Here is a 22,643-nt window from a genome sequence, read left to right on the forward strand (position 1 = left end):
TCGCGCGGACGCCCACCGGGGCGGCGGGGAACGGGCGGAGAAGCGGGAGAGGGAGGGAAAAGGGTGGTGGCCGGTATGACGGCCGGGCTGCGCGAGCTGAAGAAGCGGCGGACGCGGCTCGCCCTGGTGGACGCGGCGCTCGAGCTGTTCCTCAGCAGGGGTTACGAGAAGACGACGATCGACGAGATCGTGGCGGCGGTCCCGGTGTCCCAGCGGACGTTCTTCCGGTACTTCGCCACCAAGGAGGACGTGATCCTCGGGTTCGTCGCCGACTTCGACGACCGCACCGTGGCCGCCGTCCGGGCGCGCCCCCGCGCGGAGGACCCCGCCCGCGCCCTGCTCGGCGCGTTCCGCCAGGTGTTGCGCGAGGCGGAGCTGGGCGACGCCGTCGAGGTGGAGCGGATGCGGCGGCTGCGCCAGGTGCTGGAGACCAACCCGGCGCTGGTCGCCGCGCAGATGGCCCGCCACCAGCTCAGCGCGCGGGCGCTGGCCGAGGAGCTCGCGGCCCGGCTGGGCGAGCCGCCGGGCGGCCCGTGCGCGCCGCTCGCGCTGCGGCCCCGGCTGCTCGCGTCGATGTTCTACGCGGCGGTCAGGGTCGGGTTCGAGGAGTGCGCGTGCCGCGAGGTGTTCGACCCGCCCGCGGTCATCGCGCGCGTCGAGGCGTCGGTCGCGGAGGCGCTGGGCGCGCTCAGGGAAGATTGGGTCCGCGGTTCCGGTTCTCCCGGAGGCGTCCGCACCTGAACCCCACGTCCCTGGAGGAACCCGCATGCGCGCGATCGTCGTCACCGAACACGGCGGCCCCGAGGCCCTGACCGTCACCGAGGCGCCCGTGCCGTCGCCCGGCCCCGGCCGGCTCCTGGTCAAGGTGGTGGCGGCGGGGGTGAACTACATCGACACCTACTACCGGGCCGGCCACTACCACCGGAACCTTCCGTTCGTCCCGGGTGAGGAGGCCGCGGGGACGGTCGAGGCGGTCGGCCCGGACGTCACCGGGTTCGCCGTGGGCGACCTCGTCGTCAGCTCCTCCACGACCGGCGGGTACGCCGAGTACGCCCTGGTGGACGCGGCGCGCGCGGTGCCCGTCCCGGACGGGGTGAGCGCCGAGCAGGCCGCCGCCGTGCTGCTCCAGGGCCTCACCGCGCACTACCTGACCTACGACACGCATCCCGTGCGGGAGGGCGACGACGTCCTGTTGCACGCGGCGTCCGGCGGGGTGGGGCTGCTCGTCACCCAGCTCGTCAAGCTGCGCGGCGGACGGCTCATCGGCACCGTGTCCACCGCCGCGAAAGAGAAGCTCGCGCGTGACGCGGGCGCCGACGAGGTCATCGGCTACGAGGACTTCGCTGCGCGCGTCCGGGAGCTCACCGGGGGTCGCGGCGTGGACGTCGTCTACGACGGTGTGGGCAAGGCCACGTTCGACGGCAGCCTCGCCTCGCTGCGCCCGCGCGGCCTGCTCGCGCTGTTCGGCGCGGCCAGCGGCGCCGTCACCGGATTCGACACCGGACGCCTCGCCTCCGCCGGTTCGGTGTACCTCACCCGGCCCACACTGGTGCACTACACGCTGACGACGCAGGAGTTGCGCGACAGGGCCGCCGCCGTCTTCGACCTCGTCTCCTCGGGCGCCCTGACGGTCCATGTCGGGGCGACGTATCCGCTCACCGAGGCGAGGAAGGCGCACGAAGATCTGGAAGGACGCCGGACAACCGGTAAGTTGCTCCTCGTCCCCTGAGCCGTCCTTCAGGCCCGCTCGCCCCCCGAGGAGCGTCCATGACAGCACCGCAGCACATCGGCCCCTACCGGCTGCTCGACCGCATCGGCCGCGGCGGCATGGGGACCGTGTACCTCGCCGAGGACGCCGAGGGCGTGCGCGTCGCCGTCAAGGTGATCAACGACGAGCTCGCCGACGAGTCCTCGTTCCGCGACAGGTTCCGCCGCGAGGTGACGGCGGCGCGCAGCGTGCGGCGGTTCTGCACCGCGAGCGTGCTCGACGCCAACCTCGAGGCCGACCCGCTGTACGTCGTCACCGAGTACGTCGACGGGCCGAACCTCGACGAGCACATCCGGCGGGCGGGCCCGATGCGCGGCTCCGGCCTGGAGCACCTCGCGGTCGGGATCGCGACGGCGCTGACGGCGATCCACGGGGCGGGCATCGTGCACCGCGACCTGAAGCCGGGCAACGTGCTCCTGTCGCAGTTCGGGCCGCGCGTCATCGACTTCGGGATAGCGCGCGCGCTGGACACGATGGTGGCCGCGACCCGTACTGGAACGTTCGTCGGGACGCCCGCTTACATGGCGCCCGAGGTGATCCGAGGCGAGGAGGCCACTCCCGCCGCCGACATCTGGGCGTGGGGCTGTGTCGTCGCGTTCGCCGGGACGGGCGTCACGCCGTTCGCGGCGGCGAACGTCCCGGCGATCCTCTACCAGGTGACGCAGGGCGAGCCGAACCTTGAGGGGCTCGACGCGTCGGTGCGCGAGCTGGTCGAGCGGGCGCTGTCCCACGACGTGGCGCGGCGGCCGAGCGCGCAACGGCTGCTCGAACTGCTCACCGGGCAGACCAGCGCGGACCCGGCACGGATCGCGCCGACCATCGAGGCCGCCTCCTGGCCGTCGGGCCCGACCGTCCAGGACACCCCGCCGCCGTTCGCGCCGCCCGTCCAGCGGGCACCCGTCCCGCAGGCGCCCGTGGGCGCGCTGGCCGCCGCCCCGCCGTTCGGCCCCGGCACCCCGCCGCCGGGCCCCGGCACGCCGCCGCAGGCGTGGGCGTCGCCGATGCCGCCGCCCACGCCCAGCCCGACCGGGACGGGCGGCACCGCCGTCAGGCGGCCGAGCCGCAGCCAGCGCAGGTACCTGCTCGTCGGTGCCGCCGCCGCCGTCGCGGCGGTGGTCGTGGGCGCGTTCCTGGTCGCGCGCGGCGGCGGCGTCCCGGACGCGCTCAGCAGGTTCGACGACGCGTTCAGCAACAAGTCCACCGGCTGGAACAGCGACATCCTGGGCTACCCGCGTGCTTACGTCCAGGTCGGCGACGAGTGGGTGTACCAGATGAAGAGCGCCGAGCGCGACCTCACGGTGCAGGCCAAGTCGCCGGTCGAGGGGCTGCCGGACCGTGCCCTGCTGTCGGTCGACCTGAAGATGGCGGGCTCGGCGAGCGCCACGGCGGGCCTGTTCTGCTTCGGCCAGGACCCCAACCAGGTGGACGGCTACCAGTTCCTCGTCCGCGCCGACGGGGAGGGCGCCGTCGTCCAGCGGGTGCACGTGACCCAGGGGATCCGCGAGATCGCGGTGCGCAAGGACGGCGTCCCGGGGTTCGCGGCGAAGCGGGCCAACCGGGTGCAGATCGCGTGCGAGAAGCGCGACGCGAAGAGCGTGCGGCTGCGCCTGTGGGTGAACGGCGACCTGGTGCTGGACGAGGTGGACGCCAACGGCGCGATGGTCGGCGGCGACGGCGGCCTCATCCTGCAGCAGGGGAACTGGGACGCCGTGGGCCTCACCGCGCAGTACGACAACTTCCAGATCGCCGAGATCCGCGACTGAGGCCCCTCCGGCGCGCCCCCCGCTCAGGCGGGCGCGTCGGCCTCGGCGGGCACGTAGGCGTCGATCCAGCGGCCCAGCTCGGTGAACACCTGGTCGCGCGCGGGCTTGGCGGACAGGACAAGGTCGTGCAGACCGTTCTCGATCCGCACGATCGTCACGTGCGCCCCCAGACCGGGCGACCACTTCGCGATGTGCTCGACGTCCAGGACGATGTCGGAGCCCGTGATGCCCTCGCCTCCGGCGCGCGCCGGGACGGTCCTGGTCGAGGCCATCACCAGGACGGGCACGTCGATGGCGAGGCCCGCGTGCACCCGCTTCTGGCCGCGCCGGATCGCGGCGAGCCAGCCCGCCCGCACCGGGAAGCCCTCAAACGGCTTCAGCTTCAGGTCGAAGTCCCACTCGCCGTCGAAGTCGCGGTGGATGGTCGTCACGTAGACCGACGAGAGCGGGGCGGGCAGCTTGGCCAGCGGCCGGACCCCGCGCAGCGACCTGGCGACGCCGACGCCCGCGGCCCGCATGACGGCCGTCTCGTTGAGGTCGAAGAACGGGCTGTTCAGGAAGAGCCCCTGCACCAGGCCCCTGCCCTGCACCCGGTCGGCCCACAGCGCCGTGATGAGGCCGCCCGTGGAGTGCCCGTTGACCAGGAGCACGTCGTGGTCCTCGCGGATGATCCGGACCGCCTCGTCCAGCTCGGCGAAGTACTCGCTGAGGCTCTCGACCATGTTGGCCGTCTGGTGCGGGCGCAGCGACCTGCCGTACTTGCGCAGGTCGAGCGCGTAGAAGTCGAAGCCCCGCGCCGCGTAGAAGTCGGCCAGGTGCGTCTGGAAGAAGTAGTCGACGAACCCGTGCACGTACAGCACGGCCCGGCGGGTGGGCGCGCCGCCCGTCCGCCGGACCAGCGTCGCGACCACCTCGCCTTCGGCGTCGGAGGGGAGGGGGATTTCCCGCGCCTCGTAACCGGGCCCGAGGATGTCTTCGATCGCCGCGTCTGCCATGGGGCCATTCCACCACGGCGGGTCAGGAGTCCACGAGCCCCCGGATCGCTTTGAGGGTGGGCTCGTCCTTGACCCCGGCGAGCAGCAGCGTCGTCACCGGGCTGTTCTTCCACAGCTCCAGGCGCTCGGCGACGCGCTCCAGGGGGCCGAGGAGGGAGATGCCGTCGGCGAGCCCGTCGGGGACCGCCTTGATGGCCTCGTCGCGGCGGCCCTCAAGGAACAGCCGCTGGACGTGGGCGGCCTCCTCGGCGTAGCCGAGCCGTCCGATGAGGTCCAGGTGGAAGTTCTTGTCCTTGGCGCCCATGCCGCCGATGTAGAACGCCAGGGGCACCTTCGCCCAGGCGAGCGCCTCGTTGAGCGGCGCGACGACGGTCGTCACCGTCGCGGTGATCTCGAAGCCCGGCCCGCGGCCCGCGAGGGAGCCGCCGAAGACGTCCTCGATCTTCTCCGGGTCGCAGAACAGCGGCAGCCACCCGTCGGCGATCTCGGCGGCGAGCGCGACGTTCTTCGGCCCCTCCGCCCCCAGGTAGACCGGGATGTCGGGGCGGAACGGCCGGGTGATGGACTTCAGCGGCTTGCCGAGGCCCGCACCACCCGGATAGGGGAGCGGGTAGTGCGGGCCGTCGTTCGTGACGGGGGCCTCGCGCGCCCAGACGGCGCGCAGGACGCGCAGGTACTCGCGGGTCCTGGCGAGCGGCCGGGGGAACGGCACGCCGTACCAGCCCTCGACGACCTGCGGCCCCGAGGCGCCCAGGCCCAGGATCAGCCGTCCGCCGGACAGCGCGTCCAGAGTGAGCGCGTGCATCGCCGTGGCGGCCGGGGTGCGGGCGGACAGCTGCGCCACCGCGGTGCCCAGCTTGATGCGCGACGTGCGCGCGCCGTACCAGGCGAGCGTGGTGAACGCGTCCGAACCGTACGCCTCGGCGGTGAACACCGAGTCGTAGCCCTGCCGCTCGGCGGCGAGGACCGTCTCGGTGGCGTCCTCCGGGTCGCGCTGCCAGTAGCCGACGTTGATTCCGAGCTTCACGTGTCCTGCACCTCCAGATGTGCGTGCCTGGAGACTAGAACACGTTTCAGTTATTCGGAAAGCCCCCGCATCAGGTCGGTCAGGCGGGCCGGGGAGACGGACAGGGACGACAGGCCGGGGTTCTTGGAGTCGCGGATCGCGCACCCGCCCTCGGGGAGCGCGGCGATCTCGACACACTGGTCTCCGGAGCCGCTGTGGGAGGACTTGCGCCAGATGAGCTGAGCCACGGATTTACTCCTTCGCCGCCTCGGCAAGCAGCCGGACGGATTCTGCGGGGGACAGCGCCTCGTCTTCGATGCGCTCGAACCGGGTTCTGTGTTGTGTTATTGCCTCAGCGCTCTCCACATACACGTCACCCATGGTGCCTTCTACGTAGGCGATATCGGGGTCGGCCGGGTCCTGGAACGACAGAATGGTGAACCTGCCGTCAAGCCCCGCGTGGGCGCCCGCGGTGTACGGCATCACCTGAATCGTCACGTTCGGGCGATCCGCCGCCGTCACCAGCGACAGCAGCTGCTCCCGCATCACCGGCTCGCCTCCGATCGGCCGCCGGATCGCCGCCTCGTCCAGCACGACGTGCAGATGCGGCGCGTCGTCCCGGTCCAACAGCGCCTGACGCTGCTTGCGGGCGTGGATCCTGCGGTCGATGTCGGCCTTGGACGGGAGGAAGCGGCCCGCGGTGATCACCGCGCGCGCGTAGTCCTCGGTCTGCAGCAACCCGTGGACGAGCTGGGAGTCCCAGTTGCGGATCTCCGAGGACTCGTCCTCCAGGCCGACATAGGACCCGCTGAAGACGTCCACGTAAGCCGTCCACCATCCCATCTGCCGCGCTTCACGCGACAGGGTGAGCAAGGCGTCACGGTCGGGGCTGGTGACCCCGTAGAGGTCGAGCAGTTCTGCGACGTCGCGCGGCCTGGTCTGGCCGGTCTCCAGACGTGACACGGTGGCGCGGGACCACCCGAGACGGTCGGCGACGTCCTGGAGCGTGAGCCCCTGGTTCTCGCGAAGGCGCCGGAGTTCCCGCGCCAGGCGGCGCCCTCTTACGGTGGGACGGTAAGTCATGGGATGAGTCTGCTGCCGTCTTGCGTTTACGTACATAAGAAACCAATAATCTTCGCGAAGTCTGTTGCAAGGGTGAGATTCCCACGTCAGCCTAACCATCGTGACTGTTCGGGAACGCCGCGTGTTCGGCGGTCCGTCGGCACTCCGGCGAAAGGGCGCTTGTGGAGCTCGCTAGAGACCTGGGACGCACCTGGGCGTGGTCGCTGCCCGCGGACGCCACGTGCGCCCGCACGGCCCGGCGGTTGGTCCGGGACACCCTCGCTGAGCTGGGGGTCCCCGAAGGCGCGGTGGACGACGCCGGGCTCATGGTGAGCGAGCTGGCGACGAACGCGCACCAGCACGCGGCGGGCCATCCGCCGCACGAGCTGTGGGTGTCGTGCCTCGACGCGTTCGAGTTCTCGTGCGCGATCTTCGACGCGCTGCCGACGCGGGATCTGCCGCTGGCGTTCGAGCGCGGGGATTTCGGTCGTGGCCTGAGCATCGTCGCGGAACTCAGCAAGGGCCGGTGGGGCACGGAGGTCGCGCGGGCGCGGCTGGACCCCCGGATCCGGGGCAAGGCGATCTGGTTCAGCTGCTCGCGCTAATGCGAACTTTCACCGGAAATCTACGATTAACGACTATTTCCTTCCTGCATGGTGGTGGCCGTCCTGTTCGGGGCGGTCTCGTCACTGGTCACCGGCTGTGGGATGCTCTTTGCGGCGTGTCCGCGGAGGAACCCGGTGGGAGTCCGGGGCTGTCCCGCAACTGTGACCGGCGAGACCGGAAGCCAGGAACTCCGGCCGCCGCGACAGTTCACCCCGACCGGGCGAGGAAACCCGTGGGAAGGACACCGTGACGCCCTATCCGTTCTCCGCCGTCGTCGGCATGGCCGACCTGAAACTCGCGCTCCTGCTCAACGCCGTCTCCCCCGCCGTCGGAGGGGTCCTCGTGCGAGGGGAGAAGGGCACAGCCAAGTCGACCGTCGTGCGCGCGCTGGCGGCGCTCCTGCCCGGCCTGGACGTGGCGCAGGGCTGCCGCTTCTCCTGCGACCCGGCGGCGCCCGACCCCGAGTGCCCCGACGGGCCGCACGCCCCCGGCTCCGTGGAGACGCGGGCGGCGCGCCTGGTCGAGCTGCCCGTGGGGGCCTCCGAGGACAGGCTGACCGGCTCGCTCGACCTGGAACGTGCCCTCACCGAAGGCGTGCGCGCTTACGAGCCCGGCCTATTGGCCGCCGCGCACCGGGGCGTCCTGTACGTGGACGAGGTCAACCTCCTGCACGACCACCTGGTGGACCTCCTCCTGGACGCCGCCGCCATGGGCAGGTCGTTCGTGGAGCGCGAAGGCGTCTCGGTCAGGCACGCGGCGCGGTTCCTGCTCGTCGGCACGATGAACCCCGAGGAGGGCGAGCTGCGGCCGCAGCTCCTCGACCGGTTCGGGCTGACGGTCGAGGTGGCCGCCACCCGGGACCCGGAAGAGCGGGCGGAGGTCGTCCGGCGGAGGCTGGCGTTCGAAGCCGACCCGTCGGGGTTCGCCGTCGCATACGCCGCCGAGGAGGCGGCATTGGGGGTACGGATCGCTGAAGCGCGCGCGCTCCTGCCGTCGGTGGTGCTCGGCGACGAGGCGCTCAAGGCGATCACCGCGATCTGCGCGGGCTTCGACGTGGACGGGCTGCGCGCCGACCTCGTCACCGCGCGGGCCGCGCTGGCGCTCGCCGCCTGGCACGGGCGCGGCGACGTCACCGAGGACGACGTGCGCCAGGCCGTCCGGCTCGCGCTGCCGCACCGGCGCCGCCGCGACCCGTTCGACGCGCCGGGCCTGGACGAGCAGCGCCTTGAGGAACTGCTGGAGGAGAACTCCTTCGAGCCGGAACCCGAGCCCGACCCCGACCCTTCGGGCGGCTCGGAGCCGCCCGCCCCGTCCGACGTGCCTCCGCAGGGCGAAGGCGGCGGCGAGGCTGGCGAAGGGGGCGGCCAGGGCCAGGGGGCGGCGCCGCAGCCGTCGCACGCGGGCCAGGCGTTCCGGCCGAGGCTGCTCACCGTGGACGGCGTGGGGGAGGGCGCGCCCGGACGCAGGTCCAAGGCGCGCGGCCGCGCGGGACGCGTCACGGGAGCCAGAACCGAAGGGCAGGGGCCGCTGCACCTGAGCGCCACCCTGCGCGCCGCCGCTCCGCACCAGCGTGAGCGCGGCCGTAGCGGGCCCGGCCTTGTGCTCACCGGAGCGGACGTGAGGCGGGCCGTCCGGGAGGGGCGTGAGGGCAACCTCGTGCTCTTCGTCGTTGACGCCAGCGGCTCCATGGCCGCGCGCAAGCGGATGGGCGCGGTGAAGACGGCCGTGCTGTCCCTGCTGCTGGACGCCTACCAGCGGCGCGACAAGGTCGGCCTCGTCACCTTCCGGGGGACGGGCGCGGACCTCGCGCTGCCCCCGACGTCGTCGGTGGAGGCCGGGGCGCGCAGGCTGGAGCGGCTGCCCGTCGGCGGCCGCACCCCGCTCGCGGCCGGGCTGCTGAAGGCCGCCGACGTGCTACGAGCCGAACGGCTGCGCGACCCCTCGCGGCGGCCCCTCCTCGTGCTCGTCACCGACGGCAGGGCGACGCACGGGCCCGACCCGAAGACCCTCGCGCCCGCCCTGGCCGGGGTGCCCGCCGTCGTCGTGGACTGCGAGACGGGCCCGGTGCGGCTCGGCCTCGCCGCCGATCTCGCGGTGTCTCTGCAAGCCGAACTCATCCCCCTGGACGGCTTGGGCTCGCTCGCCTCCGTCGTCAGGGACAGACGCGCCTCGCGAGGCGAGAGGAGGGCCTCCTGATGCCGCAGGGCAAACCGGAGAGCGTCCCGGACGACGGCCTGACCACCCGGCAGCGCCGCACCCAACCGCTGGTGATCGTGCACACCGGCCCCGGCAAGGGCAAGTCCACCGCCGCGTTCGGGCTCGCGCTGCGCGCCTGGAACCAGGGCTGGCCGGTCGGGGTGTTCCAGTTCGTCAAGTCGGCCAAGTGGCGGATCGGCGAGGAACGGGCGCTGCTCGCGCTCGGCGCCTCCGGCGAGGGCGCGCCGGTGGACTGGCACAAGATGGGCGAGGGCTGGTCCTGGATCCGCAAGAGCGGCAGCGACGAGGACCACGCCGCCGACGCCCGCGAGGGCTGGGCCCAGATCAAGCGCGACCTCGCCGCCGAGAAGTACGGCCTGTACGTCCTCGACGAGTTCACCTACCCGATGAAGTGGGGCTGGGTGGACGTCGAGGACGTGATCGCCGCGCTCGCCGCCAGGACGGGCCGCCAGCACGTCGTCATCACCGGCCGGGACGCCGACCCGCGCCTCCTGGAGTTCGCCGACCTCGTCACCGAGATGGCGAAGGTCAAGCACCCGATGGACCGCGGGCAGAAGGGGCAGAAGGGCATCGAGTGGTGATCCCTCGCCTTGTCGTGGCCGCGGCCTCCTCGGGGGCTGGCAAGACGACGATCGCGACGGGCCTGATGGCCGCGCTCGCCGGGCGCGGCCTCGCCGTCTCCCCGCACAAGGTCGGCCCCGACTACATCGACCCCGGCTACCACGCGCTGGCCACCGGGCTGCCCGGCCGCAACCTCGACCCGTTCCTCGTCGGCGAGGAGCGGGTGGCGCCGCTGTTCCGGCACGGCGCGCGCGGCGCCGACGTCGCCGTGGTCGAGGGCGTCATGGGACTGTTCGACGGGGCGGTCGGGCAGGGCGACTTCGCGTCCACCGCGCACGTGGCGCGGCTGCTGCGGGCGCCGGTCGTGCTCATCGTGGACTGCGCGTCGGCGGGCCGCTCGATCGCCGCGGCCGTGCACGGGTTCCTGACCTTCGACCCGGGCGGGCACGGACCGGTGTGGATCGGCGGCGTGGTGCTCAACCGGGTCGGCAGCGACCGGCACGAGGAGATCTGCCGGGCGGCGATGGCCGAACTGGGAGTGCCCGTGCTCGGCGTTGTACGGCGCCACGAGGAGGTCGCGACCCCGTCCCGGCATCTGGGCCTCATCCCGGTGGCCGAACGCCGTCCGGACGCGCTCAGGGCCGTACGGCGGCTCGGCGCGATCGTCGAGGGGTCGTGCGACCTCGACGCGCTCCTCGCGCTGGCCCGCACCGCGCCCGCGCTCGACGGGCCCGCCTGGGCGCCGGAGGACGAGGTCGCGCGTTCGGCGGGGAACCCCGTCGTGGCGGTCGCGGGCGGCCCCGCGTTCACGTTCGGGTACGCCGAGCAGAGCGAACTGCTGGAGGCGGCGGGCGCGACCGTCGTCCCGTTCGACCCGCTGCGCGACGAGGCGCTCCCGCCCGGCGCGCGCGCCCTCGTCATCGGCGGCGGCTTCCCCGAGATGTACGCCGCCGACCTGGGCGGCAACAAGCCCCTCATGGCCGAGATCGCCGGATTCGCCGGACCCGTCTACGCCGAGTGCGCCGGGATGCTCTACCTGGCCCGCGAACTCGACGGGACCCCCATGTGCGGCGTCCTCGACGCGACGGCCGCGATGACACCCAAGCTGACCCTCGGCTACCGGCGCGCCGTCGCCGTCGCGGACTCGGCCGTGGCGCGGGTGGGGGAGCGGGTGCACGGGCATGAGTTCCACCGGACGGCGATGACACCGCCGCGTGGCACGACCCCCGCCTGGCAGTGGAGCCCCGACGGCCCCGAGGGGTTCGTCCACGGCGGTGTCCTCGCGTCCTACCTGCACCTGCACTGGGCGGGCGCCCCCCGCCTCCCGGAAAGGCTGGTGGCCGCATGCGCGTGACGGTGATCGGCTACGACGGCACAGCCCCCGAGCCGGAAGCCCTGGCCCGGCTTGCGGAGGCCACCCTCATCGTCGGCGGGGCACGCCACCTCGCGGCGCTGCCTCCCCCCGAGGGGGTGCCGACGATCGTGCTGGGCCGACTCGCGCCCGCCCTGGACGAGTTGGACGCGCACGAAGGCCGTCCCGTCGTCCTGGCCAGCGGGGATCCCGGCTTCTTCGGCATCGTGCGGGCGCTGCGGGAGCGCGGCCACACCCTTGAGGTGTTCGCGGCGCGCTCGTCCGTGTCGCTCGCCTTCGCGCGCGCGGGCATGTCCTGGGACGACGCCCTCGTCGTCTCCGCCAACGGACGCGACATCCGCCGTGCCGTCAACGCCTGCCGGGCCCACCCGAAGGTCGCGGTGCTCACCGCGCCCGGAGCCGGGCCCGCCGAACTCGGCAGGGAGCTGCACCCGCAGACACCGCGCGCCTTCGTCGTCTGCGAGAACCTCGGGGCGCCGGACGAGCGGGTCGTCCGGGTCCGCCCCGCCGAGGCCACCACAAGGCCGTGGCGCGACCCGAACGTCGTCATCGTGTACGACCCGCGCAAGCCCGTCGGGCCCGCCGGGTGGATCGCAGGGGCGCGTCCCGGGCCGTCCGGGTGGGCGCTGCCGGAGAGTGAGTTCGAGTACCGCAACGGGCAGATCACCAAGGCGGAGACCCGCGCCTACATCCTGTCCAGGCTGGGCCCGCGTGTCGGCGACCTGGTGTGGGACATCGGCGCGGGCAGCGGCTCGGTCGCCATCGAGTGCGCCCGGCTGGGCGCCGCCGCGATCGCCGTGGAGCGCGACGAGGAGTCCTGCGCCCGCATCCGCCGCAACGTGCAGCGCCACGGCGTCAAGGTCGCCGTCTCCCGAGGCGAGTCCCCCGCCGTCCTCGACCACCTCCCCGAACCAGACGCGATCTTCGTAGGCGGCGGCGGCCTGAAGACCATCCAGGCATGCGCCCCCCGAGCCCTCCGAGCCATCACCGTCTCCCTCGCCGCCATCGAACGCGTAGCCCCCGTCCTCGCCCTCCTCCGCGCCGAGGGCTACACCGCCGAAGCCGTCCAACTCTCCGCCTCCCGCCTCACCCCCCTCCCCGACGGCACCCACCGCCTCCACCCCACCAACCCCGTCTTCATCGCCTCCGGCACCCGCCCATGACCCGGTACGTGGTGGGGGTCGGGGCTCGGCGGGGGGTGGGGTTTGGGGAGGTGGACGGGTTGGTGGAGCGGGTGTTGGGGGAGGCCGGGATTTGTGCTGACGAGGTGGTGGCGGTGGGGACGGTTGAGGCTAAGGCGGGGGAGCGGGGGATCGTGCGGTTGGTGGAGGAACGGGGCTGGAGGCTGCTGATCTTCGGGGCCGCTACGCTTGCCGGGACACCGGGTGCGGCGTCCGGCGGCGCGGCGTCGCGGGCCGTCGGCACGGGCAGTGTGGCCGAGGCGGCGGCGCTCGCCGGGGCCGCCCGGCGCGGCGCGCACGGCCCGCCCACGGCCGCCGCGGAGGCCGTCCTGGTGGTGGCCAAGACGCGTTCGGCAGGGGCTACCGTGGCAGTGGCGCGGTTTAAGGAGGAGACGTGATGAACGTGCGGCAGCCGCACCCGATCGAGGCCGCCTCGTACGAGATCCTCCGGTCCCGGGTCGACCTGTCGCCGATGCCGCCGCTGTGGCGGGCGGTGGCCGAACGGATCATCCACACGAGCGCCGACCTGGAGTACGCCGTCGACCTCGTCACCGACGAGCGGCACCTGCGGCGCGGCTTCGACGCGCTGCGCGCGGGCGCCCCGATCGTCACCGACGTGCCCGCCGTCGCCGCCGGGATAGCCGAGCGCCAGGCCGTCTGCCCGATCGACGACCCGGCCGCCGTCCGGATGGCCAAGGCCGCCGGGATCACCCGGTCCGCCGCCGCCGTGCGGCTCGCCTACTCCGAGGTCGGCCCCGGCGCCGTGTGGGTCGTGGGCAGCGCCTCCAGCGCCCTTGAGGAGCTGATCCTGCGCGGGGTGCGGCCGAGCCTCGTCGTGGGCATGCCCGTCGGGTTCGTGGGCGCCGCCGAGGCCAAGGCCAAACTGCGCGGCAGCGGGCTCCCGCAGGTCAGCAACGTGTCCGAGAAGGGCGGCGCGACCGTCGCCGCGGCCGCGGTCAACGCCCTCTTGTTCTTCCAGCCCTGAGATGCCGGCCCAACAGCGGCCCCCGGTGGGGTCTCCTTTCCCCGACGTTCTGGACCTCGGGCACCACGGGGACGCCGAGGTGGGCGCGGGCCTCGCCGACTTCGCGGTGAACGTGCGGGCCGACACGCCCCCGCGCTGGCTCGCGGAGATCGTCGCGGAGTCCCTGACGCGGATCGCCGCCTACCCGGACTCCTCGCGCGCGCGCTCCGCCGTCGCCCGCAGGCATGGAAGACGGGACGGAGAGGTGCTGCTCACCTCCGGGGCCGCCGAGGCGTTCGTCCTCCTCGCCCGTGTCCTACGGCCGCGTAAGGCCGTCGTGGTGCATCCGCAGTTCACCGAGCCCGAGGCGGCGTTGCGCGCGGCGGGCCACGAGGTCCACCGGGTGGTCCTCTCTGGAGCCTTCGCCTTCGACGCGTGCCTTGTCCCCGACGACGCCGACCTCGTCATGATCGGCAACCCCACGAACCCCACGTCGGTGCTCCACCCGGCGGCCGGGATCCGCGCCCTCCTGCGGCCCGGAAGGACGGTCGTCGTGGACGAGGCGTTCATGGACTGCGTCCCCGGCGAGCCCGAGAGCCTGGCCGGTGACGGCCGCGTCGTCGTCCTGCGCAGCCTCACCAAGACCTGGGGCCTGGCGGGCCTGCGCGCCGGGTACGTGCTCGCGCCCGAACCCCTGGTCGGCGCGCTGGCCGCCGCGCAGCCCCTCTGGGCCGTCTCCACGCCCGCGCTCGCCGCGATCGAGGCGTGCATGGGCGAGCGGGCCGCCGCCGAGACCGGCCGCTGGGCCGCCGAACTCACCGCCCACCGCGCCTACCTCACCGACGGCCTGCTTGCGCTCGGCCTGCACGTCGTGCCCGGTGCCAGCGCCTCGTTCGTGTGCGCGCGGGCGGGCGACGGAGTACGCGACGCCCTGCGCGCCGAGGGGTTCGCGGTAAGGCGCGGCGACACCTTCCCCGGCCTGGGTCCGGAGTGGATCAGGGTCGCCGTCCGCACGCCCGAGGCGACCGACCCCCTCCTCACCACCCTTGCCCGGATCCTGTCGGTTTCTTAGGTTTCCTTCCAGGAAAGTCACGATCGTTGGCTGAAGCCCCCTTGTGGCGGGCGCGGCTCTCCCGGCCGAGTACCTTTGTCCCAGCAGCCTGGCCGACCTCATGGTCCAGCAGCAGCCGCCGAAGTTTCTGCAGATGGGAAGCCCGCAGGTGCCGCCTTATCTCCTGGGACTGCGTCTCACCGGACGCCGTGTCGTCGTCGTGGGCGGCGGCAGGGTGGCGCAGCGGCGCGTCCCGACCCTGCTCGCCGCCGGCGCGTCCGTCGAGCTCGTCGCGCCGGAGATCACACCGTCCCTGGAGGGCCTGCGCGACCGCCTCGCCGCCTGGCACCCGCGCCCCTACCGCACCGGCGACCTCGACGGCGCCTGGCTCGTCCAGGCGTGCACCGACGACCCCGCCGTCAACGGGCTCGTCGCGGCCGACGCCGAGGCCGCCCGGATCTGGTGCGTGCGCGCCGACGACGCCGAGGCGTCCGCCGCCTGGACCCCCGCCACCGGCTACGTCGGCGAGACCACCGTCGGCGTCACCAGCGACGGCGACCCCGCCCGCTCGGCCGGCATCCGCGACGCGATCGTGGACGGCCTGCGCGACGCCACCCTGAAGGCCCGCCACTCCCGGCACAAGCCGACCGGCGTCGCCCTCGTCGGAGGCGGCCCCGGCGACCCCGGCCTCATCACGGTGCGCGGTAAGCAGCTCCTCGCCCAGGCCGACGTGGTGGTCGCCGACCGGCTCGCGCCCAGCGTCCTCCTCGACGAGCTCGCCCCCGACGTCGAGGTGATCGACGCCGCCAAGATCCCCTACGGCAGGGCGCTGCACCAGGACAAGATCAACGAGCTGCTCGTGGAGCACGCCAAACAAGGCAAGTTCGTCGTACGGCTCAAGGGAGGCGACAACTTCGTCTTCGGCCGCGGAGGCGAAGAGGCGATCTACTGCGCCGCGCAGGGCGTGCCCGTCACGGTCGTGCCCGGCATCAGCAGCTCCATCGCCGCCCCCGGCGCGGCGGGTGTCCCCGTGACGCACCGGGGCGTCTCCCAGGAGTTCCACGTCGTCTCCGCGCACGTGCCTCCCGGCCACCCCGACTCGACCGTCGACTGGGAGGTCCTCGCCCGGAACGGGGGAACTCTCGTGCTGATGATGGCCGTCGAGCGGATGCGCCTGATAGCTGACGCTCTCATGCGCTATGGTCGTGCGACTGACACACCTGTGGCAGTCATCCAGGACGGCACCCTCCCGGGCCAGCGAGCGGTTTTCGCCACGCTGGGCACCGTGGCGGACGAGATGACGGCGCACGGGGTGCGGCCACCGGCGATCGTGGTCGTCGGCGAGGTCGTACGCGTGGCAGCACAGATGGGCAACCTGACGGCGGATATAGGGCGGGATCCGTGACCTCCCCGGCGGACCAGAGCGCACGGCGCGACGGCTTGATCTCCGCGTCGGCCGAAGGACCGGTCCCCTTGGGCCGCGTCCTGGTAGACCTGCGCGACCAGATCGACGCACTGCGGTTCACTCTCGATGTCCCCGGGGCCGACGCCGCCGCCGTGGCCGCGCGGGAGATCCGCGACCAGCTCGACGACTACGTGCTGCCCCGGGTGCGCGCCGCGGCCACGCCGCTGCTGGCCGTCCTGGGCGGCTCCACCGGCGCGGGCAAGTCCACCCTGGTGAACTCGCTGGTCGGCGCGCGGGTCTCCGGCACCGGCGTGCTCCGCCCCACCACGTCCAGCCCCATCCTCGTCTGCCACCCCGAGAACTTCGACTGGTTCATGGGCACCGACGAGCGGCCCCCCGGCGTGCTGCCGACGATGGGCCGGGTCGAGGGGCCCGCGCCCGACGCCGTCGTGGGCGACCAGCTCGTCGTGATCCGTACCGAGGCCGTCCCGCGCGGCCTCGCCGTCCTGGACAGCCCCGACTTCGACTCGCTGTTCGAGGACCACTACGGGTTCGCCACAAAGCTCATGGCCGCCGCCGACCTGTGGATCTGCGTCACCACCGCCGCCCGGTACGCCGACGCCCAGGTCTGGAAGATGCTGGAGCGCGCGCGCGAGCAGGGCGCCACCCTCGGCGTCGTGCTGTCGCGTGTGCAGCCCGGCGGAGGCGAGGAGATCGCCGAGCACTTCGCCGAGATGCTGGACGAACGCGACTTCGGCGTCGCCCCCCGCTTCACCATCCCCGAGACGACGATCACCGACTCGCGCCTTCCCGAGGACGACATCGCCACGATCCGGGCATGGCTGATGGAGCTGGTGGACGACCTGGAGGCCCGTGACGAGGTCATCGCCGAGACCCTCGGCGGTGTCCTGGACAGCTTCCGGGTGCGTATCCCGCAGCTGGCCAAGCAGATCGAGGAGCAGGTCGACCGCCGTGACCTGCTCGCCCGCGAGGTCGAGGCCGCCTACTCCACCGCCCTCGCCGAACTGGACGAGGCGACCCGCAACGGCGCCCTCCTCCAGGGCGAGGTCCTGGCCCGCTGGCAGGACTTCGCCGGAACCGGCGACCTGCTGCGCGCCCTGCACCTGCGCCGCGGCAAGGACGCCCCCAAGGGCTCGCGCCGCCGCCACACCGCGCCCCGGGTGCGGGCGCTCAAGGGCGCGCTGCGCTCCGGCCTCGAAGCGCTGATCCTCGCCGGCGCCGAGCAGGGCGCCGAGCAGGCCGTCACCCGCTGGCAGGCCGACCCGGCCGGCGTGCACGTGCTCGGCGACATGGCCGAGCAGCTCGGCCACGTCTCGCCCGAGCTGTCCCGGCGGATCACCCGCGCGGTCAGCGCCTGGCAGGACCACGTGCTGGAGCTGGTGCGCACCGAGGGAGTGATCAAGCGGTCCATAGCCAAGCTCGTCTCCTTCGACGAGGAGGCGTTGTCCGTCGTGCTCATGGTCGGGATCTTCGGCTACGGCACCAGCGACGTCGTCGTTGAGGGCGGCACCAGCGCGGTGCCGCAGCGGCTGCTGAAGTCGCTGTTCGGGCCCGAGTCGCTGCGCGGCATGAGCGCCAAGGCCAAGGCCGACCTGCGCAGCCGGATCACCATGCTGTTCGACGAGGAGAGCCTGCGTTTCCACGCGGCACTCGACCAGGCCGACATCCCCGACGAAAGCCTGGCCGTCGCCCTCTACCAGGCCACGTACAACCTGGAGGTCGCCCGGTGACCGACCCCGACGAGGTCCGCGACCCCGCGTCCCCGCCCCCGCCCAAGGAAGACCCCCTGACCAGCGCCGACTTCGGACCGCGCGGTCTCAAGCTGGTGCGGAGCCAGACGGGCGGCGGCGCCCGCGTGCCCGCGCCCGCCCCGTCGTCCGACGACGACCCGCTGACCAGCGACGACTTCGGGCCCGGCGGGCTGCGCTCGGCCTGGCCCGCGCCGCCCGGCGCCGCCGAGGCCGAGACGGAATCCGAGCCCGCGTCCGAATCCGAGGCCGACGCCGAGGAGGGCGCGGAGCCCGTCGTCCTGGTGCCCCGGCCGAGCCCGGCCGACGACTTCGCCTCCCGCGCCCTGCGCGCGCCCGTCTCCGCCGAGGGCACCGACCCGTTCACGTCCGACGGCGCGCCCGGCGCCCGCCCCACCTGGGGCAGGTACGGCCGCGACACCGACGACGACCCGCTGACCAGCGCCGAGTACCGGGTGCCGCGCGCCTCCGAACTCGCCGCGCTGCTGGAGACCAAGGCCGAGGACGCCGCAGGGCCCAGGTTCGAGGCGCCCGAACCCGCCGGCGCGGGACGCGAGCGGCCCGCCGACACCCGCGACGACCAGCCCGTCCAGCCCGGCGAGCCCGAGCCGGACACCGACGAACGGCCCGCCTCCACCCGGGACGACCTTGAGGTCGCCGAGACGGAGGAGCCTTCCTCCGACGACGAGAAGGCCGCCGTCGAAGAGCCCGCCGTGGAGGAGGAGCCCGCCGAGGCCGCGGAAGACGAGCCCGCCGACGACGCCGAGAAGGACGTCGCGGAAGAGGACGCCGCCGAGGACAACACCCCCGAGCCCGAGGACGAGCCCGCCAAGGAGGCCATCCCCGGCGAGCTCGGCGGAAGGATCACCGCGCTGGAAAGCCTCGTCGAACTCGGCGAAGGCAGGCTCGACGAGGACCTGCTGGAGGAGGCCCGCGCTCTCCTGGACCGCGCGGGCGCCCGGATGCGGCTGTCCGGCGACCACACCGTCGTCACCCTCGCGGGCGGCACCGGCAGCGGCAAGTCCTCGCTGTTCAACGCCGTCTGCGGCCTCGAACTCTCCCCGACGGGCATGCGGCGGCCCATGACGTCGCTCCCGCACGCCTGCGTGTGGGGCATGGACGGCGCCGCGCCCCTGCTCGACTGGCTGAACATCGACAAGCGGTTCCGCTACGCCCGCGCCAGCGCCCTCGACAGGTCCGGCACCAGGGCCGAAGGCTCCCTGCGCGGCCTCGTCCTGATCGACCTGCCCGACCACGACTCCATCCAGGCCGCGCACCGCGCCGAGGTCGACAGGTTCACCGGCGTCGCCGACCTGCTCATCTGGGTGGTGGACCCGCAGAAGTACGCGGACGCGTCACTCCACCACGACTACATCATCCCGTTCGCCCGGCACGCCGCCGTCACGCTGATCGTGCTCAACCAGGTGGACCGGCTCGGACCCGCCGAGGTCAAGGACTGCGTCACCGACCTGCGCCGCCTCCTGGAGGCCGAGGGGCTGACCGACCCGCGGATCATCACCACCTCCGCCGTCGCCCGGGGCGGGGTGGACGAGCTGCGCGAGATCCTCGCCCAGACCGTCGCCGCGCAGAGCGCCCGCGCGTCCCGGCTCGCCGCCGACATCGACGCGCTCATCGAACGCTTCGAACGGCACGCGGGCCCGACCGACGCCGCCGACCCGGCCGCCGAGGTGGATGGCCCGCACGCCGAGGCGCTGCTGGACGCGCTGACCGTCGCGGCCGGGGTGCCCGCCGTCGCCGAGGCCATGCAGAGCGCGTTCGAGCTGCGCGCCGCCGACTACGTCGGCTGGCCGCCCGCCCGCTGGGCCGCCAGGTTCCGGCGCGACCCGCTGCGCACGATGCGGCTGTCGGAGCTGCGCGAGGAACTGCGCGGCTCCTTCACCGGACCGCTCGGCGCGCAGCAGGGCGGCGTGGACAGCGCCCTGCACGGCGTCACCGACGGCGTCACCGAGGACCTGCCGGGCCCCTGGCGGCGCTCGGTGCGGGCCGCCGCCCGCACGCACGCCGCCCAACTGCCGGACGCGCTCGGCGTCGCGCTGCGCGAGACGGTGCCGTCGTTCAACCAGGTGCCGCGCTGGTGGTGGCTGGTCAAGTTCTGGCAGCGCCTCCTGCTCGCCGGGACGGCCCTGGGCTTCGGGTGGATCGTCCTGCTCGTCGTGTACGGCGCGTTCGAGGTGGCCGAGGCGCCCAGCGCGCTGATCGGCGACCTGGCGATCCTGCCCTGGGTGGTGATCCTCACCGTCTGCATGGTCGGCATGGGCGCTCTGACGGCCGCCGCCTGCCGCAACGTCGTCGCCCTGTCCGCTGCCCGGCACGGCGAGCGGGTCGAGGCCCGGATGCGGCAGAGCCTGGAGTCCGTCGCCGACGAACTGGTGCTGCGCCCCGTCGCCGCCGAACTCAAGGCCTACGCGGACTACCGCAAAACGGTGGATATCGCCGTCGCGTGAGCGAGTTATCCACAGAACGTGATTCTGTGGTTGTGGCGGGTGACCGCCGGGGGCAGGCTTGGTCTCGACGGGCCCGACCTGGGGCCCCCGAGCACACGGAGCTGTGCCATGGACGAGGCTTTCACCACACTGGTCGGCTGGGTCGCAAGACGCCCCCTGCTCACCTTCACCCGCACCGGAATCCCCTTTCTCTCTTTACGAGTAGGCGTCACCCCCGCGCGCCTCAACCGCACCACCGGCCACTGGGAAACCGCCGACCCCACCTTCCTGGGCGTCACCTGCTGGCGCTCCCTGGCCGAGAACGTAGCCGCCTCCGACCTCCCCCCAGGCACCCCCGTCATCGTCCACGGCCGCCTCCGCGTCCGCTCCTACGAACGAGACGGCGAACGCCGCACCGCCGTAGACCTGGAAGCCATCGCCCTAGGCCCCGACCTAACCCGAGGCACCGCCCACTACACCCGAACCCCCCGCCCCACAACATCCCCACCCACCCACCCCCCAGAAGCAACAGCACCCCAAGACGAGAACGAGGAGGAGATCACCCCCAAAACCAAGAACAACGAACCCCACGCCGCCTAACCCACCCCAACCCCAGAACCCCCGACCACCCACCCCACCCCACCCCAGAGCCCCCCACAGTTCAGCCCTCACCCACCCCAGCCCAGAGCGCCCGAACCCAGCCCCCCAAGTCCCAGAACAACCCGAACAGGAGGACACACACCCCGGACATACTCCAGGTCAACCCTCAAGATCCGGGCATCCCGGGTCCGTCCCGGAAGCCACCAGGCCGAAGCGGCCGAACCCGCCCCACCCGGACAAGTTCCAGAGCACCCCACACCATGAGTTCCAGAGCACCCCACACCGTGAGTTCCAGAGCACCCCACACCGTGAGTTCCAGAGCACCCCACACCGTGAGTTCCAGAGCAACCCGCACCGTGAGTTCCAGAGCAACCCGCACGTTCGGGCGCCCCGGTGTCGCCCCGGAGGCCGCCAGGCCGGAGGGGCGGCGCCGGGCTCGCAAAGCGCCCGAACCCGCGGCGACGAAGGAGCCGCCAATAAACAGAGCTTTTTGGCGCGCACAGCACGCCTTGCAACTATCGTGTTACCTAACGTGATAGGTGGCCGGGGTGGGGGAAGCATGACGGCAGTGCACCAGTCAGCCTCCGATGAGCATCGCCGGGAGGGCGGGGAGTCCGGCCGGGGTCACGGGAGGTCGGCGTTGCTGGCGCAGCCGCCGTGGCTTGTCGTGTATGTGTCGCTGATCGTCGCGTCGTATCTGTGGGTGACGGTGTGGCAGGTGGCGGTCACCGGGTTCCGGTTGTGGGACGTGTTGACGTGTGTGGCGTTGGCGTTGTGCTGCGCGGTCTGCGTCGAGGCGTCGCGGCGGTTGGGGATTCCGGCGGGGATCGCGCGGGATCTGCTGTCGGCGTGGTGGCTGCCCGCGGCGCTGCTGCTGCCGCCGGTGTACGCCCTGCTGATGCCGGTGCCGTTGCAGGTGTTGTTGCAGTACCGGGTGCGGCGGGCGCTGCTGTACCGCAGGGTGTTGGTGACGGCGGCGCTGGGCTTGGCGGGCGCGGCGGCGTCGGCGGTGTTCCACCGGGTGGTGCCGGAGCCGTTGGCGGCGGGTCCGCGCTGGGTGGTGGAGGATCAGCGGGCGATTCTGGCGGCGGTCGGGTGCGCGGTGTTGTTCATCGTGTTGAACCTGTTGATCGTCGCGGTCGCGGCGCGGGGGAGCAGCCCGCAGGTCCGTTGGCGCGACGTGCTGTGGACGCGGGAGAGTTTTGAGCTCGACGTCGTCGAGTTGTGTCTGGGCGTGCTGATCACGATCTGCTGTGTGATCTCGCCGGCGCTGCTGCTGCTCACGTTGCCGCCGGTGGTGCTGCTGCAACGCAGCCTGATGCACCAGCAGTTGCAGGCCGCGGCCCGTACCGACGCCAAGACGGGTCTGCTCAACGCGGGCGCGTGGCAGCGTGAGGCGGAGACGGAGCTGTCCAGGTCCGAGCGTTCGCATGAGCCGCTCGCGGTGCTGCTCATCGACATCGACTACTTCAAGCGGGTCAACGACACCTACGGCCATCTCACCGGTGACCAGGTCCTCGTCGCGGTCGCGGCGACGCTGTGCCACCAGTTGCGCGACTACGACGTGATCGGCCGGTTCGGCGGTGAGGAGTTCGCGGTGCTGCTTCCGGGCGCGGACACGGTGGAGGCGTGCCGGGTGGCGGAGCGCCTGCGCGCGCGGGTCCGCCGCCTGGCGGTGCCCGCCGACGACAACACGGTGTCGGTCACGATCTCTGTCGGCGTCGCCCTCTACCGCACCCACGGCGAGGACCTCATCGAACTCCTCGCCTCCGCCGACCTGGCCCTCTACCGGGCCAAGGAGTCCGGCCGAGACCGGGTCTGCCTCCCCGCCGTCCGGAAATCCGGCTGACCCCGCCCACCCCCGCGACCCCATGCCCAC

20 protein-coding genes and 1 riboswitch are annotated in these 22,643 nt (G+C 73.0%); of the genes, 16 read left to right on the top strand and 4 right to left on the bottom strand.

The genetic code is table 11. The features are described from left to right. The first annotated feature begins 75 nt into the window (after positions 1–75). The 3 genes from LO762_RS26840 to LO762_RS26850 are packed head-to-tail and all read left to right on the top strand — an operon-like array spanning position 76 to position 3,531. Positions 76–741 (top strand): TetR family transcriptional regulator, encoded by a 666-nt coding sequence (locus tag LO762_RS26840; RefSeq protein WP_230618973.1) that lies wholly within the window; start codon positions 76–78, stop codon positions 739–741. A gap of 25 nt (positions 742–766) precedes the next feature. Beyond that, a complete protein-coding gene (locus tag LO762_RS26845; protein ID WP_230618810.1) occupies positions 767–1,729 on the top strand; it encodes a quinone oxidoreductase in 963 nt (320 codons plus the stop codon). Positions 1,730–1,767: 38 nt separating this feature from the next. Continuing rightward, on the top strand, positions 1,768–3,531 hold the full coding sequence (locus LO762_RS26850; protein ID WP_230618811.1) for a serine/threonine-protein kinase: 1,764 nt from the start codon (positions 1,768–1,770) through the stop codon (positions 3,529–3,531). Between the two features lie 23 nt (positions 3,532–3,554). Here the strand turns inward: LO762_RS26850 and LO762_RS26855 are convergent, their stop codons facing one another. The 4 genes from LO762_RS26855 to LO762_RS26870 are packed head-to-tail and all read right to left on the bottom strand — an operon-like array spanning position 3,555 to position 6,615. Next, positions 3,555–4,526 (bottom strand): alpha/beta hydrolase, encoded by a 972-nt coding sequence (locus tag LO762_RS26855; RefSeq protein ID WP_230618812.1) that lies wholly within the window; start codon positions 4,524–4,526, stop codon positions 3,555–3,557. A 22-nt stretch (positions 4,527–4,548) separates the two neighbouring features. Beyond that, positions 4,549–5,553: an LLM class F420-dependent oxidoreductase gene (locus LO762_RS26860; RefSeq protein WP_230618813.1), complete on the bottom strand. Its 1,005-nt coding sequence runs from the start codon at positions 5,551–5,553 to the stop codon at positions 4,549–4,551. Between the two features lie 50 nt (positions 5,554–5,603). Continuing rightward, positions 5,604–5,780: a DUF397 domain-containing protein gene (locus LO762_RS26865; protein WP_230618814.1), complete on the bottom strand. Its 177-nt coding sequence runs from the start codon at positions 5,778–5,780 to the stop codon at positions 5,604–5,606. A 4-nt stretch (positions 5,781–5,784) separates the two neighbouring features. Beyond that, positions 5,785–6,615 carry a helix-turn-helix transcriptional regulator gene (locus tag LO762_RS26870; RefSeq protein ID WP_230618815.1) on the bottom strand — a complete coding sequence of 277 codons (831 nt, stop codon included), beginning with the start codon at positions 6,613–6,615 and terminating at the stop codon, positions 5,785–5,787. 161 nt (positions 6,616–6,776) lie between these two features. On the opposite strand from LO762_RS26870, the gene LO762_RS26875 reads away from it, so the two are divergent. The 13 genes from LO762_RS26875 (at position 6,777) to LO762_RS26935 (ending at position 22,613) form a co-directional block, all read left to right on the top strand. Then, complete coding sequence (locus LO762_RS26875) at positions 6,777–7,199, top strand: ATP-binding protein (protein ID WP_230618816.1); 423 nt, start codon at positions 6,777–6,779, stop codon at positions 7,197–7,199. A gap of 82 nt (positions 7,200–7,281) precedes the next feature. Then, positions 7,282–7,410, top strand: a riboswitch (cobalamin riboswitch). Between the two features lie 36 nt (positions 7,411–7,446). Beyond that, positions 7,447–9,396, top strand: coding sequence for a putative cobaltochelatase (locus LO762_RS26880; protein ID WP_308104623.1), 1,950 nt, complete (start codon positions 7,447–7,449; stop codon positions 9,394–9,396). Beyond that, positions 9,396–9,998: a cob(I)yrinic acid a,c-diamide adenosyltransferase gene (gene cobO / locus LO762_RS26885; protein WP_230618817.1), complete on the top strand. Its 603-nt coding sequence runs from the start codon at positions 9,396–9,398 to the stop codon at positions 9,996–9,998. The genes LO762_RS26880 and cobO overlap by 1 nt, the downstream gene beginning before the upstream one ends. Further along, entirely contained in the window at positions 9,995–11,332 is a 1,338-nt protein-coding gene (locus tag LO762_RS26890) for a cobyrinate a,c-diamide synthase (protein WP_230618818.1), read from the top strand. The genes cobO and LO762_RS26890 overlap by 4 nt, the downstream gene beginning before the upstream one ends. Next, positions 11,323–12,513: a precorrin-6y C5,15-methyltransferase (decarboxylating) subunit CbiE gene (gene cbiE, locus LO762_RS26895; RefSeq protein ID WP_230618819.1), complete on the top strand. Its 1,191-nt coding sequence runs from the start codon at positions 11,323–11,325 to the stop codon at positions 12,511–12,513. The genes LO762_RS26890 and cbiE overlap by 10 nt, the downstream gene beginning before the upstream one ends. Next, complete coding sequence (locus LO762_RS26900) at positions 12,510–12,929, top strand: cobalamin biosynthesis protein (RefSeq protein ID WP_230618820.1); 420 nt, start codon at positions 12,510–12,512, stop codon at positions 12,927–12,929. The genes cbiE and LO762_RS26900 overlap by 4 nt, the downstream gene beginning before the upstream one ends. After that, the gene (locus LO762_RS26905) at positions 12,929–13,516 is read left to right on the top strand and encodes a precorrin-8X methylmutase (RefSeq protein WP_230618821.1); all 588 of its coding nucleotides are present in this window, start codon (positions 12,929–12,931) and stop codon (positions 13,514–13,516) included. Before LO762_RS26900 ends, LO762_RS26905 begins: the two co-directional genes overlap by 1 nt. 25 nt (positions 13,517–13,541) lie before the next feature. Further along, positions 13,542–14,567: an Rv2231c family pyridoxal phosphate-dependent protein CobC gene (cobC, locus tag LO762_RS26910; RefSeq protein ID WP_230618822.1), complete on the top strand. Its 1,026-nt coding sequence runs from the start codon at positions 13,542–13,544 to the stop codon at positions 14,565–14,567. A gap of 133 nt (positions 14,568–14,700) precedes the next feature. Then, positions 14,701–15,951 carry a uroporphyrinogen-III C-methyltransferase gene (gene cobA / locus LO762_RS26915; protein ID WP_230618976.1) on the top strand — a complete coding sequence of 417 codons (1,251 nt, stop codon included), beginning with the start codon at positions 14,701–14,703 and terminating at the stop codon, positions 15,949–15,951. Positions 15,952–16,019: 68 nt separating this feature from the next. After that, positions 16,020–17,702, top strand: a complete 1,683-nt coding sequence (locus tag LO762_RS26920; protein ID WP_230618823.1) for an AAA family ATPase — start codon at positions 16,020–16,022, stop codon at positions 17,700–17,702. Then, positions 17,699–20,185 (top strand): hypothetical protein, encoded by a 2,487-nt coding sequence (locus LO762_RS26925; RefSeq protein WP_230618824.1) that lies wholly within the window; start codon positions 17,699–17,701, stop codon positions 20,183–20,185. The genes LO762_RS26920 and LO762_RS26925 overlap by 4 nt, the downstream gene beginning before the upstream one ends. 108 nt (positions 20,186–20,293) lie before the next feature. Further along, a complete protein-coding gene (locus tag LO762_RS26930) occupies positions 20,294–20,764 on the top strand; it encodes a single-stranded DNA-binding protein (protein WP_230618825.1) in 471 nt (156 codons plus the stop codon). A gap of 640 nt (positions 20,765–21,404) precedes the next feature. Continuing rightward, on the top strand, positions 21,405–22,613 hold the full coding sequence (locus LO762_RS26935; protein ID WP_230618826.1) for a GGDEF domain-containing protein: 1,209 nt from the start codon (positions 21,405–21,407) through the stop codon (positions 22,611–22,613). The last annotated feature ends 30 nt before the right edge of the window (positions 22,614–22,643 follow it).

This window comes from Actinocorallia sp. API 0066, from assembly GCF_020991275.1.
Taxonomy (GTDB): domain Bacteria; phylum Actinomycetota; class Actinomycetes; order Streptosporangiales; family Streptosporangiaceae; genus Actinocorallia.